Origin of the sequence: Streptomyces sp. NPDC088350 (assembly GCF_044753545.1) — a bacterium.
Classification (GTDB): domain Bacteria; phylum Actinomycetota; class Actinomycetes; order Streptomycetales; family Streptomycetaceae; genus Streptomyces.
Window position 1 is genome coordinate 130855 of record NZ_JBIVNL010000022.1, and the last position, 12491, is coordinate 143345.

The 12491-nt window shown below is 69.0% G+C and carries 13 protein-coding genes; 3 read left to right on the plus strand and 10 right to left on the minus strand.

The window, feature by feature from the left end; genetic code table 11:
- Positions 1-172 precede the first annotated feature (172 nt).
- Positions 173-412 carry a glutaredoxin family protein gene (locus tag ACIQBL_RS46600; protein ID WP_401954775.1) on the minus strand — a complete coding sequence of 80 codons (240 nt, stop codon included), beginning with the start codon at positions 410-412 and terminating at the stop codon, positions 173-175.
- Between the two features lie 114 nt (positions 413-526).
- On the opposite strand from ACIQBL_RS46600, the gene ACIQBL_RS46605 reads away from it, so the two are divergent.
- The 3 genes from ACIQBL_RS46605 to ACIQBL_RS46615 all read left to right on the plus strand — a co-directional run bounded on the left by ACIQBL_RS46605 (position 527) and on the right by ACIQBL_RS46615 (position 3999).
- A complete protein-coding gene (locus tag ACIQBL_RS46605; protein ID WP_401954778.1) occupies positions 527-1465 on the plus strand; it encodes an HAD family hydrolase in 939 nt (312 codons plus the stop codon).
- 315 nt (positions 1466-1780) lie between these two features.
- Entirely contained in the window at positions 1781-2554 is a 774-nt protein-coding gene (locus ACIQBL_RS46610) for an ECF subfamily RNA polymerase sigma factor, BldN family (protein ID WP_026151088.1), read from the plus strand.
- A gap of 233 nt (positions 2555-2787) precedes the next feature.
- Positions 2788-3999: a DUF5667 domain-containing protein gene (locus ACIQBL_RS46615; protein WP_401954782.1), complete on the plus strand. Its 1212-nt coding sequence runs from the start codon at positions 2788-2790 to the stop codon at positions 3997-3999.
- A 94-nt stretch (positions 4000-4093) separates the two neighbouring features.
- On the opposite strand, the gene ACIQBL_RS46620 is transcribed toward ACIQBL_RS46615, so the two are convergent.
- The 9 genes from ACIQBL_RS46620 to ACIQBL_RS46660 form a co-directional block, all read right to left on the minus strand.
- Positions 4094-5167: a lysophospholipid acyltransferase family protein gene (locus tag ACIQBL_RS46620; RefSeq protein WP_401954785.1), complete on the minus strand. Its 1074-nt coding sequence runs from the start codon at positions 5165-5167 to the stop codon at positions 4094-4096.
- Positions 5168-5181: 14 nt separating this feature from the next.
- Positions 5182-6243 carry an NAD-dependent epimerase/dehydratase family protein gene (locus ACIQBL_RS46625; protein WP_401954788.1) on the minus strand — a complete coding sequence of 354 codons (1062 nt, stop codon included), beginning with the start codon at positions 6241-6243 and terminating at the stop codon, positions 5182-5184.
- 160 nt (positions 6244-6403) lie between these two features.
- Positions 6404-6502 carry a 30S ribosomal protein bS22 gene (locus ACIQBL_RS46630; RefSeq protein WP_003948845.1) on the minus strand — a complete coding sequence of 33 codons (99 nt, stop codon included), beginning with the start codon at positions 6500-6502 and terminating at the stop codon, positions 6404-6406.
- A 111-nt stretch (positions 6503-6613) separates the two neighbouring features.
- Positions 6614-6826: a helix-turn-helix domain-containing protein gene (locus tag ACIQBL_RS46635; RefSeq protein ID WP_004984898.1), complete on the minus strand. Its 213-nt coding sequence runs from the start codon at positions 6824-6826 to the stop codon at positions 6614-6616.
- A 149-nt stretch (positions 6827-6975) separates the two neighbouring features.
- On the minus strand, positions 6976-7791 hold the full coding sequence (locus ACIQBL_RS46640; RefSeq protein WP_401954791.1) for a phosphatase: 816 nt from the start codon (positions 7789-7791) through the stop codon (positions 6976-6978).
- A 773-nt stretch (positions 7792-8564) separates the two neighbouring features.
- Positions 8565-9737 carry an acetoin utilization protein AcuC gene (locus ACIQBL_RS46645; protein WP_401954794.1) on the minus strand — a complete coding sequence of 391 codons (1173 nt, stop codon included), beginning with the start codon at positions 9735-9737 and terminating at the stop codon, positions 8565-8567.
- The gene (locus tag ACIQBL_RS46650; protein ID WP_401954797.1) at positions 9688-10899 is read right to left on the minus strand and encodes an MFS transporter; all 1212 of its coding nucleotides are present in this window, start codon (positions 10897-10899) and stop codon (positions 9688-9690) included. The genes ACIQBL_RS46645 and ACIQBL_RS46650 overlap by 50 nt, the downstream gene beginning before the upstream one ends.
- A gap of 67 nt (positions 10900-10966) precedes the next feature.
- A complete protein-coding gene (locus tag ACIQBL_RS46655; RefSeq protein ID WP_401954799.1) occupies positions 10967-11674 on the minus strand; it encodes a VC0807 family protein in 708 nt (235 codons plus the stop codon).
- Positions 11675-11742: 68 nt separating this feature from the next.
- Positions 11743-12387 carry an HAD family hydrolase gene (locus ACIQBL_RS46660; RefSeq protein ID WP_401954802.1) on the minus strand — a complete coding sequence of 215 codons (645 nt, stop codon included), beginning with the start codon at positions 12385-12387 and terminating at the stop codon, positions 11743-11745.
- Between the last annotated feature and the right edge of the window lie 104 nt (positions 12388-12491).

A 12491-nucleotide genomic window follows, 5' to 3' on the forward strand; every position in this document is an offset into this window, starting at 1 on the left:
TTTGTGAACGCGTGCACAAAGATGGTGTCCGATTTGCCCGGCCAACGTGACCGGGGTCACGCACACGCGTCCCAGGCGCATTCCAGGGGGCAAAACCGCCACACTCCTCGTAATTCCCGCCCCCGAGACCAAACCGCCGTCGATCCTAAGCGACGTTCGGGTGCGCGTTGAACTACTTGGTCAGTTCCCTGCGCAGGCGCCCCTCGTCGACCCGCCAGAACGTGTGCTGTTTCCCATCCACGAGGACGACCGGGATCTGCTCCCAGTACTCGTCGTGGAGGCGCTGGTCCTCGGTGATGTCCTTCTGTTCCCAGGGGACTCCGAGATCGGCGCACACCTTCTCGACGACGAGCTGCGCGTCCTCGCACAGATGGCAGCCGGGCTTGGTGATGAGAGTGACGAGATGACTCATGCGCACCATTCTCACGCCGTCCGGGTACTTCTTTAACGGCCCGGTCGCGGAGAGTTCACAGCCTCCGTACCTCTCGGCTCCGGAACCACCGAACAAACTGGCTATGCTCACGACATGGCCGCTCTCGGATGGCTCACTCCCCGTAGGCGCTCCGCCACGGCGCGAAGTGTGTTGGCAGGCGAGGCCTCTGCGGAGGCAGCGCGCAAGTCGTCGCAGGACGTCCAGGAGATACAGGACGCCCGCACGGAGGAAGCACGGGAACCTGAGTTCCCGGTGCTCGGCGACGACAGAGCCGCGGCCTTCTTCGACCTCGACAACACCGTCATGCAGGGCGCGTCGATCTTCCACTTCGGCCGGGGCCTGCACAAACGGAAGTTCTTCGAGACCCGCGACCTCCTCAAGTTCGCCTGGCAGCAGGCGTGGTTCAGGCTCGCCGGCTCCGAGGACCCCGAGCACATGCAGGAGGCGCGCGACTCCGCGCTGTCCATCGTCAAGGGCCACCGCGTCGCCGAACTCCAGTCGATCGGCGAGGAGATCTACGACGAGTACATGGCCGAGCGCATCTGGCCGGGCACCCGCGCCCTCGCCGAGGCACACCTCGCCGCGGGCCAGAAGGTGTGGCTCGTCACGGCGGCCCCGGTGGAGATCGCCAACGTGATCGCCCGCCGCCTCGGCCTCACCGGCGCGCTCGGCACGGTCGCCGAGTCCGTCGACGGCGTCTACACCGGCAAGCTGGTCGGCGAACCCCTGCACGGCCCCGCGAAGGCGGAGGCGGTGAAGGCGCTGGCCGCGGCGGAGGGCCTGGACCTGTCCCGCTGCGCCGCGTACAGCGACTCGCACAACGACATCCCGATGCTCTCGCTGGTCGGCCACCCCTACGCCATCAACCCGGACTCCAAGCTGCGCAAGCACGCGCGCGAGCTGGACTGGCGGCTGCGCGACTACCGCACGGCCCGCAAGGCGGCCAAGGTCGGCATCCCGGCGGCGGCCGGCGTGGGCGCGGTGGCGGGCGGCACTGCCGCGGCGATCGCGTTGCACCGCCGACGCCGCTGACCCGGCGAACACGGCCAATCCACGAGTCGTACCCGCGTAACCGCCTGTCCAGTCACGTTGGCTGCACACGGCCACAACACGCCCCGGTCCCTGACTGAATTCGGACCGTTCTGATCAACAACCGGTCACTCTGCGGTACTTGATCGGGCGTCAACTGGTTACAGAAGCGACGTAATCGATGATTTGAGCAACTGGGTGTAGCAGGGCCTGCACGAAGCGTTATTCTCCTCAGACGCAATCCGGTACCCCTCCGTCGCTACGACGGGTGAATGTTCCGGTACTGCACGTGATGGAAGCTCTGCCTCTGGGAGTCCCGTGTACCCACACGTCGGGGTTGACGCCTCGGGCCTGGCTACGCTGCGCGCAACGGTCCAAGACCTGTTGCGCGGCTTCGTCCCCACCGCGTACGCCGTCCCCGCCGCCTTCGCCACCACCGCACCCGTCGGTCCGTGCTACGCACTGGCCGACGGCGGCGCGGCGGTCGGCAGACGAGGGCGCTCGGCCGGCGCCGCCACCGCACGCCGTCCGGCCGCTGACAGCGACAGCGCCCGGATGATGGACCTCGTGGAGCGTGCCCAGGCCGGCGAAGCCGATGCCTTCGGCCGCCTCTACGACCAGTACAGCGACACTGTGTACCGGTACATCTACTACCGAGTGGGAGGCAAAGCCACCGCCGAGGACCTCACCAGCGAGACCTTTCTGCGCGCCCTGCGCCGCATCGGCACGTTCACCTATCAGGGTCGGGACTTCGGCGCCTGGCTGGTGACGATCGCCCGCAACCTCGTGGCGGACCACTTCAAGTCGAGCCGCTTCCGGCTGGAAGTGACCACCGGCGAGATGCTCGACGCCAACGAGGTCGAGCGCTCCCCCGAGGACTCCGTCCTGGAGTCCCTGTCGAACGCCGCACTGCTCGACGCCGTACGCCGGCTCAACCCGCAGCAGCAGGAGTGCGTCACGCTCCGCTTCCTCCAGGGCCTCTCCGTCGCGGAGACCGCCCGGGTGATGGGCAAGAACGAGGGTGCGATCAAGACCCTCCAGTACCGGGCCGTGCGCACTCTCGCCCGGCTCCTCCCGGACGACGCCCGCTGACGGCATACGCTCGGTAGCGCCCAACTCGCGCTCAGTGAAAGTCTGTTGAGTTCGCGGTCGGATCATCCGTCGTCCGTAACCCAAGTGCCGCGCCACTCGTTGTGCGGGATACAGGCTCCCTGTGGTCACACCCTGGCCCTCTCCGATCACTCGATCGTGTGGACGCGGTCAGGCTGTGCAACCCTCAGGACCCCCTGGGGAGTCGACCGTCATGACGAGAGGAGGTGCCGCCAGTGATCGCGAACGTATCGGCGCACCGGCGGGCGAACGCCTTCGCCCAGGCCCTGGAAGAGGAGCAGTCCGACCGGGGTACGGCGGCCGAGCAGTCCGAAGGACCGGCCCCGGCCCCGACTGCTGCGGAACAGACCGAGCAGGGCCGCATGCTGGCCTTCGCCACCGGTCTCGGCGAGCTGCCCAAACCCGTACTGGACCCCGAGGTCAAGGTCGTCCAACGGGCCCAGCTGGTCGCCGCGTTCGAGGCCATGCTGCAAGGCGAGGCACCAGAACCTTCGGTACCGGAGCAGCGTTCGCACCGGTCCCGGGGCGCGCACCGGGCCACCGGTCTGGGCAAGCTGCGACCCCGGACCCGGCTCACCAAGGGCCTCGCGGCCGGCGGCCTGAGCGTCGGGGTCGCGGCCGGGGCCTTCGGCGGAGTGGCCGCGGCGAGTTCGGGCGCCCTGCCCGGCGACTCGCTCTACGGCCTGAAGCGCGGCATCGAGGACTTCAAGCTCAACTACCTGTCCGACGGCGACGACCAGCGCGGTGTGGCCTACCTCGACCAGGCGTCCAACCGCCTGAGCGAGGCACGCCGGCTGATCGAGCGGGACCGCGGCGGCCACCTCGACCACGAGCAGCTCGGCGAGATCCGCCGCACGCTGTCCGGGATGACGCACGACGCGTCCGAGGGCCACCGCCTGCTGCACGAGGCGTACGAGCAGGACCCGAACTCACTGGGCCCCATCCAGGCCCTCTCCGCGTTCTCCCGCTCGCACCGCGAGGCCTGGGGCGCCCTGCGCGACCGCCTCCCCGTCCAGCTCGGCGACGTCAGCGACCAGGTCTCCTCGGTCTTCGACGCCATAGACGACGAGGTCGCCCCGCTCCAGTCGCTGCTCCCCCAGCCTCCGGCGAAGACCAGCGGCGGTGGAACAGGCAAACACCGCGCTCCTGATACGACGTCCACGGCCGGCACCCACCGCTCCACGGCACCGAGCACGACCGGCGGCTCCGCGGAGACCAACCACTCCAGCGCCCCCAGCGAGTCCGCCACCACCGGCGACGGCCTCCTCGGCGGCAACACGGGCGGCCTCCTGGACCCCCCGAAGTCCTCCGGCACGGCGTCCCCGTCCACGACCAAGCCCTCGATCACGGAACCGGACGTCACGCTCCCGCCGCTGCTCCCGGGCCTGCTGCCGGGCCTGGGCATCGACAGCCAGGACACCAACTAGGCACTCACGACCTGTGCGGCTACGGGAACTCCCCCGTAGCCGCACAGGCATATGTCAGGTTTCTCAGACGGCGCCCGCGAAGAACCCGTCGGCCTCAGAAGAACACCGACCGACGCTGCACCAGCAGCTTGTACAGCGTGTGCTGGATCTGTTCCCTCACCTGGTCCGTGAGGTTGAACATCAGCATCGGATCCTCGGCCGCCTCCGGCGGGTAGCCGTCCGTGGGGATCGGTTCGCCGAACTGGATGGTCCACTTCGTGGGGAGCGGGATCGCGCCCAACGGTCCCAGCCACGGGAAGGTCGGGGTGATCGGGAAGTACGGGAAGCCCAGGACGCGGGCCAGGGTCTTCGAGTTGCCGATCATCGGGTAGATCTCCTCCGCGCCCACGATCGAGCACGGGATGATCGGCGTGCCCTGGCGCAGCGCCGTGGAGACGAAGCCGCCCCGGCCGAAGCGCTGGAGCTTGTAGCGCTCGCTGAACGGCTTGCCGATGCCCTTGAAGCCCTCCGGCATCACACCGACCAACTCGCCCCGCCCCAGCAGCCGCTCGGCGTCCTCCGCGCAGGCGAGCGTGTGACCGGCCTTGCGGGCGAGTTCGTTGACCACCGGCAGCATGAAGACCAGGTCCGCCGCGAGGAGCCGGAGATGGCGGGCCGCGGGGTGGTTGTCGTGGACGGCGATCTGCATCATCACGCCGTCCAGCGGCAGCGTCCCGGAGTGGTTGGCGACGATCAGCGCGCCGCCCTCCGCCGGGATGTTCTCGATGCCCTTGACCTCGACCCGGAAGTACTTGTCGTACAGCGGGCGCAGCGCCGGCATCAGGACCTCGTCGGTGAGCTCCTCGTCGTAACCGAAGTCGTCGACGTCGTAGTCCCCGGTCAGCCGACGGCGCAGGAACGACAGGCCGTGGGCGATACGGCGCTCCAGGCCACTCTGCCCGTCCTGGCCGGCCTCGTCGTCCCGGGCCTTCTCCGGCTCCTGCTCCTCACGCGTCACAGGAACATCATCCTGCGCGAAGTGCCGGCCGGGCAGGGGCTGGACCTCACGGACCAGCGCGGGCTCGCCGTTCTTGCGCCGACTCCCCATGCTCCGGCGTCGCTGCGGTCGCTGCACGTTGTTCGTGCGGGACCGGTCGTCGTCGAACGGAATGACCTTGGCATCCGCCATCGTTGATGCGCTCCTCAGTTGGCGCTCGGCGTCGGGGGGTGGCCACTGCCCGGCCGGGACAGCGCGGCGATCCGGTCGACGGCCCCCGCGAGGACCTCCGGCGGCAGCAGCCCCGGGCCCTGGCCGCGCGCGAAGTCCGCGAAGGTCTCGGCGGTCGTGTACTTCGGCTTGTACCCCAGCGTCTCGCGCATCTGGACCGTCGACACGACCCGGCCGTGGGTGAGCAACCGGATCTGTTCGGGGGAGAAGTCCGTCATCCCCAGCGTACGCACCAGGGAACCGGCCCAGGTGACCGCGGGAAGCAGCAGCGGCACCGTCGGGCGGCCCAGGCGCCGCGAGCACTGGGAGAGCAACAGGACGCCGTCCCCGGCGATGTTGAAGGTGCCGCTGTTGAGCGTGCCCCGCTCCGGGTCGTGCGAGGCGATCCGCAGGACGTCGATCACATCGTCCTCGTGCACGAACTGCAGCCGCGGGTCGTAGCCAAACACGGTCGGCAGGACCGGCAGCGAGAAGTACGACGCGAGCGGCGAATCCGCCGTAGGACCAAGGATGTTGGCGAACCGCAGCACGCACACCGCGACATCGGGCCGCCGGCGCGCGAAGCCTCGTACGTACCCCTCGACCTCGACGGTGTCCTTCGCGAAGCCGCCGCTCGGCAGGGACTTCGGCGGGGTGCCCTCGGTGAAGACGGCCGGGTCGCGCGGGGCGGAGCCGTAGACGTTCGTACTGGACTTCACCACCAGCCGCTTCACGACCGGCGACTTCTGGCAGGCACCCAGCAGCTGCATGGTGCCGATGACGTTGGTCTCCTTGACCGTGGTCCGGCTGCCGCTGCCCAGCGCGGTGCCCGTCACGTCCATGTGGACGACGGTGTCGGCGCCCGACTCGGCGAGCACGCGCGCGATGGTGGGCTGCCGGATGTCGGCCTGGATGAACTCAGCGCCCCCGAGATGGTGCCCGGGCGCGACCGCGTCCACGGCGATCACCCGGTCCACCTCTGGATCACGCTGGATCCGTCGGACGAAACGGCCCCCCAACTGACGGGCCACTCCGGTCACGAGCACGACCTTCCCCAAGATCAGCGCCTTCCTTTTGTGTTACCCGTGTGCGGCCAACCTAGCGGTTCGGTGTTGCGCTGTGATGACCGCCAGACCTACGAACGTCCGGAACATAACTGTGGCCCCCCACCGAATTCGGTGGGGGGCCACAGGAGACGCTCTCGCTGCGTCGCGTCGCCTACTTCTTGTTACGACGCTGAACGCGCGTGCGCTTCAGCAGCTTGCGGTGCTTCTTCTTAGCCATCCGCTTGCGCCGCTTCTTGATAACAGAGCCCACGACTACCCTCGCTCACTTCTCATCACTCGGTGCTGGGCATCATGGGCCCATACGACCTACAAGGGGCCAGCCTACCCGTCCGAGCGCTGAGGTCGTAATCGAGGTATCGCCTCAGGCTGTCTCCACCCCCACATAACTCTCGCGAAGGTACTCGTGTACCGCTTGCTCGGGGACGCGGAAGGACCGCCCCACCCGGATAGCGGGCAGATGACCGCTGTGCACCAACCGGTACACGGTCATCTTCGACACTCGCATCACCGAGGCGACCTCCGCCACGGTAAGGAACTGAACCTCGTTCAGAGGCCTCTCGCCAGCTGCAGCCATGACACACCTGAACCTTCCGCACTCGACGGTCACCGGCTTCCCCTTCCGGTGACTCTTCGTCGTTGCGTGCTCACTCCCCAATGTAGGGGCGTGTGATGCGAGTGGGGAAGAGGTGCACCCATCGGCGGCCATCGGCGGCCATCGGCGGCCTACTGTGACAGACACGCTCGATTGAGTACGTAGCGGGTAAGCGGCCGGTAGTAATCGGACCGCACGGCGTCATCAAGTGGAACTGCCACGGACACCGACCCCTCGGCCTCCCCCACGAAGAGCGCGGGGTCATCGGTATCCGCGAGACCAATGGCCTCAAACCCCAGCTGACCTGCTCCGCAGACCCATCCGTGGTCCCCGATCACCAGCTCCGGAAGCACCCCGCCGGCCTCCGCCGCCGCACCCAGCACGGTACGAACCGGGAGCGGTGAGTGCGTGTGTGCGCCGGGCTCACAACCGGGGCGTTCGGGACCCGGATCGCGGACGAGCGCGACACCTCGTACGTAGGCAAGGTTGTAGGTGCGTAGACCGAACCGGGTCGTTATGTCGACACGGCGACCATGCGCAGGGGTGAGAACAGCACATCCCGCCGCCGACAGCGCGTCCGCCAACGCGGCGTAGAACCCGAGCAGTCGATGCGGATGCCCGGTACCGAGAAGCACGGGCCCGCCGCGCTGCGCCACCGCACCCAACCGGTCGGCGAAGGCGTCCAGAGCGGTCAACGTCCGCTCCGGATCGATCACATCATGCCCGGAAGTGTGCGCCGGGTCGGCCGAAACCCCACACTTGTCCGCCATCAACTCGATCAAGTCCCGCTGCCCCCACGTCCATTCGGGATCGAGTCCGATCAGCACCCGGGGGTCACGAGCGGCGAACGCCCGATAACTCCGCAGACTCTCCTCCCGAGAGGTCGCCACGGGTCCGGCCAGCCGAGCGGCCAGCAGATGAGCGCGGAGCGCGCCGGTGGTCAACACGGGAGCGATGGTGACGGACAGGGCGAGGGGGCACGGGGGAATGCGGGAAACTCCGCGCGGTTGGCGTAACACCGGTGACAGACGTACATACATGCCGGATGGTCACGTCGCTCGACTGTGCGACGCTTCTCGACCCCGGCCGGCACTCCTCGGCTCTCGCCCGTGCGGCTCTCCTCAGCCCGGCCGGCATTTCCCGGCTCTCGCCCGTGCGGCGCTCCTCGGCCCCGGCCGACACTCCTCGGCTCTCGCCCGTGCGGCTCTCCTCAGCCCGGCCGGCATTTCCCGGCTCTCGCCCGTGCGGCGCTCCTCGGCCCCGGCCGGCACTCCTCGGCTCTCGCCCGTGCGGCTCTTCTCGGCCCCGGCCGGCACATCTCCAACGCCGGCCGGCACCTCTCCAACCCTGGCCGGCACAATCCAGCCCGTCCGGCGTTTGAGGACGAGGCCCCTTCAGGGCCGAAGCGGGGGTCTGGGGGCGCAGCCCCCAGGGACGTCCCCCCCCCCCCCCCCCCCCCCCGGCCCCCCCCCCCCCCCGGGGCGTAACCCCACAACCCCCCCAACGGGGACACCCCCCCCCCCGCCGCCCCTACCCGTCCCATCCCCAGGGGCTGCCGCCCCTTCGGCCCCGCGGGGGGGGGGGGGGGGGGGGGGGCCGGGCCCCCCCCCCCCCCCCCCCCCCCCCCCCCCCCCCCCCGCCGGCCCCCCCCCCCCCCCCCCCCCCCCCGGGACGTCCACCCCCACCCACCCGCACGACTGCCCGCTCCACCGCCGGAGGCTTACGCCAACAACCCCCGCAACGGGAACACCGCCCGCCGAGTCGCCAGAACCGCCTGGTCAAGACGATCAGCGGGGTCATACCCCGACTCCCAGTCGGCGTAGGCCACCGGCCACCGCCCATCAGTCATCCGCTGCGGCCCCAACTGCCGCGTCCGCGCGAACACTTCCTGCCGCCACCCCTCAGGAATCACCGCCTCCGGCGCGATCTCCCGCCCCGCGGCGATCGCGACAAGATGCGTCCACGACCGCGGCACCACCTCCACCACCGCGTAACCGCCCCCGCCGAGCGCCACCCACTTCCCGTCGGCGTACTCGTGCGCCAGCTCATGACACGCGACCTGCACGGCCCGCTGCGCGTCCAACGACACCGCGAGATGCGCGAGCGGATCCTCGAAGTGCGTATCGGCCCCGTGCTGCGTCACCAGCACCTGCGGCCGAAACTCCGCGATCAACTCCGGTACGACAGCGTGAAAGGCCCGCAACCACCCCGCGTCCCCGGTCCCGGCGGGCAGCGCCACGTTCACCGCCGCCCCTTCCCCCCTCCCCGCCCCGATCTCCTCCGGCCACCCGGTCTGCGGGAACAACGTCCGGGGATGCTCATGCAGGGAGATCGTCAACACCCGGGGGTCCTCCCAGAACGCCGCCTGGACCCCGTCCCCGTGATGCACGTCCACATCGACGTACGCGACCCGCTCGGCCCCCAGCTCCAGCAGCCGGGCGATAGCGAGCGAGGCATCGTTGTAGATACAGAACCCCGAGGCAGCCCCCGGCATCGCGTGATGCAGCCCACCCGCGAAGTTCACGGCATGCGACACATCCCCGGCCCACACGGCTTCCGCCGCCCCCACCGACTGCCCGGCAATGAGCGCCGACACCTCGTGCATCCCGGCGAAGGCGGGATCATCCATCGTCCCGAGCCCGTACGCCCCGTCCGCCGACTCCGGATCGGCCGAGGCCGCCTTCACCGCCTCGACGTAGTCCTCCCGGTGGACGAGCCGCAGCGTCGAGTCACCGGCGGGCTTCGCCGCCACCACATCGACATCCTTGTCGAGCCCGAAGGCGTCGACGAGTCGCCGGGTCAGGGCGAGCCGGACCGGATCCATCGGATGGTCCGGACCGAAGTCATAGCCCGTTACTGCCTCGTCCCACATCAGCTGTGCGCGCCCGCTCATGCCCGTCACCGTATCGGTCCGCCGACGGCGCGAACGAGCGGGCGTACACCAACGTCACCAGCACCAACACCATCGGCACGAGCATCGCCCCGCGGTAACTCCAGGCGTCGCCCAGCGCCCCCACCAACGGCGAACCGATCAAGAACCCCACGTAGTTGAAGACATTGAGCCGGGCGATGGCCGTATCGGAGGCCCCCGGGAACAACCGCCCGGCAGCCGCGAAGGTCTGCGGCACCAGCACACACAGCCCGAGCCCCAGCAGCGTGAACCCGAGCATCCCCACCCAGGCTCCGGGCGCCACGGCCACCACCGCGAACCCCAGCGCGGCCACCACCGCCCCCAGCCGTACGACGGCCACGGCCCCGAACCGCCGCACCCCGAGGTCCCCGATCCCCCGCCCGACCAGGCACATCACCATGTAGACGTTGTACGGAACGGTCGCGACCTGCTCCGAACTGCCCAGCACGTCCTTCAGATACTTCGCGCTCCAGTTGGAGACGGTCGAGTCCCCGATATACGCGAAGGTCATCACCAGACACAGCGGCAGCAGCAACTTGAAAACAAGCGGCCCCCCTTCCGCGCCCTCCGCCTCGCCACCCGACGCATCCCCGTCGACGTACCACCGACTCCCCACGAACGCGGCCGGCAGCAGCACCGCCACCACCGGCAGATACGACACCCACAGCGCGAGATGCCAGTGCGCCCCCGCCCACGCCAGCGAGGCCCCCACGATCCCGCCCAGGCTGTACGCGGCATGGAAGCTGAGCATGATGCTCCGCCCGTACGACCGCTGCAGACTCACCCCGAGCATGTTCATCGAGGCGTCCAGCGCACCCACCCCGAGCCCGAACGCGCCGAGGGAGACCGCCAGTTCGGCCATGCTGTCGCCCGATCCGACCCCGAGCAGCGCCAGGAGCACGACGGGCTGGGACCAGCGCAGCAGCACGCTGGGCCGTATTCGCTTCACCAACTGCTCGGTCGTCACGCTCCCGACGCCGGCGAGGATCGGCACGGCGGCCAGGAAGACGGGCAGCAGCCCGTCCGAGACCCCGTACCTGTCCTGGATCGCGGGAATGCGTGTCACGAGCAGCGCGAAGGTGGCGCCCTGAGCGAAGAAGCTGAACGCCAAAGAGGCCCTACCGCGCCGCAGCACATCTGTCATGGCGGCGAGCGTAAGGGCCCCGGCGTACTCGTGGGTAGATCCAGCCAAAGATGAATTCGGCTCATCTTTACCGAGCGGCGGCCGGCGAGGGAAGAACCGCAGGTGCGGGGGCGTCCCCGCCCTTCAGCTCGGCGGCGATCATGTCCGCCATCGGCCCGGCGGCGAGACCACCACTGACGACGGCCGTCACGCCCATCGTCCCGATCATGACGACCGTGCCCAGCCACACCATGGTGTCCACGGGCAGCGTGTACGCCCCGACGACCCGGGCGACACACTCGCCGAGCAGCGCGACACCCCACACGAGCGAGAAGCGCCGCTCGGCCCTCTGAAAGGCCGCCGACCCGATCGACAGCCGCTCGAAGGCGGCCTCCCGCTCCGCGTCCCCCTTCACGAGGAAGGGCTTCATCCCGGCGGTCATCATCGGCCTGCCCATCGCCACCGACACCAGCACCCCGATCCCGACGGCACTGCTGACCCCGCTGTCCTTGGCCAGCATCAGCCGCGGATCACCGGCGACGAGACTGAGAGACAACCCGACGACATTCACGAAGAGGATCAGCGCGGCAAAGGCATTGATCGTCCGCTCGGCGACAACCCCCCACACGATCCGCACCGCCGGCACGACACTGCTCCACCCGAGCGCCGCCAGCGTGCTCATCCCGAACCCGCTCTTCAGCAGGTAGTACGACCCGATCGGCACCGCCACATCCATGAGGAGCGGCGCGAAGTTCTGCTTCTGCTTCTTGTTCCGGGACCCCGTGTTCGTCGTCATGCGTTCAGCCTGCCGCCGGAGTCCCACCGCCGGTAGAACCGATCGTCCGGACCTCACCATGACAAATGTCAGACGAGCAGCTCAGCCAACTCCCGCATATCACCAAAGAGTTGGCTGGCCCCGGACAGCCGCTCAGCAGGCGTCATCGCAGTGAACCCATACACATCCATCCCAGCCGCCACAGCAGCCCGCACCCCCAACGGACTGTCTTCTACGACCACACACTGCTCCGGTACGACACCCATCCGCTCGGCCGCGTACAGGAAGAGATCCGGCGCCGGCTTCCCCCGCCCCACGTCCTCGGAGCTGAAGACCCACTCCTCCTCGAACCACTGGTCCAGCCCCGTCGTCCGATGCCCCACCCGAATCCGCTCATGACTCCCGGACGACGCCACGCAGTACGACACCCCGTCCGCGACCAGCCTCTCCAGCACGTCGACGGCCCCGGCCACCGGCTTCAACTCCCGCTCGAACGCGGCGAACACACGTCCGTGGAAGACATCGTCGAAGTCGTCCGGCAACCGCTGCCCGGTGCGCTCCTCGACCAGGTCGTGGACACGGTGCATCGCGGAGCCCATGTAGTCGCGGAGTGACTCCTCGTAGGAGGTCGGATGCCCCAGCTCTGTGAGATAGCCGGCCAGGAGCTTGTTCGAGATCGGCTCACTGTCGACGAGGACACCGTCGTTGTCGAAGATCACGAGGTCATAGCGCATACTGCTGAGCCTAAACGCAGAAAACCCCTGTACCGAATAAACGGTACAGGGGTTTTCGCAATATTTGTTCGGCGGCGTCCTACTCTCCCACAGGGTCCCCCCTG

What these genes read in the sequence shown, in the direction of transcription:
- ACIQBL_RS46600 (WP_401954775.1), bottom strand. Translation starts at nt 412, where the DNA reads ATGAGTCATCTCGTCACTCTCATCACCAAGCCCGGCTGCCATCTGTGC.
- ACIQBL_RS46605 (WP_401954778.1), top strand. Translation starts at nt 527, where the DNA reads ATGGCCGCTCTCGGATGGCTCACTCCCCGTAGGCGCTCCGCCACGGCG.
- ACIQBL_RS46620 (WP_401954785.1), bottom strand. Translation starts at nt 5,167, where the DNA reads ATGGCGGATGCCAAGGTCATTCCGTTCGACGACGACCGGTCCCGCACG.
- ACIQBL_RS46635 (WP_004984898.1), bottom strand. Translation starts at nt 6,826, where the DNA reads ATGGCTGCAGCTGGCGAGAGGCCTCTGAACGAGGTTCAGTTCCTTACC.
- ACIQBL_RS46645 (WP_401954794.1), bottom strand. Translation starts at nt 9,737, where the DNA reads ATGAGCGGGCGCGCACAGCTGATGTGGGACGAGGCAGTAACGGGCTAT.
- ACIQBL_RS46650 (WP_401954797.1), bottom strand. Translation starts at nt 10,899, where the DNA reads ATGACAGATGTGCTGCGGCGCGGTAGGGCCTCTTTGGCGTTCAGCTTC.
- ACIQBL_RS46655 (WP_401954799.1), bottom strand. Translation starts at nt 11,674, where the DNA reads ATGACGACGAACACGGGGTCCCGGAACAAGAAGCAGAAGCAGAACTTC.
- ACIQBL_RS46660 (WP_401954802.1), bottom strand. Translation starts at nt 12,387, where the DNA reads ATGCGCTATGACCTCGTGATCTTCGACAACGACGGTGTCCTCGTCGAC.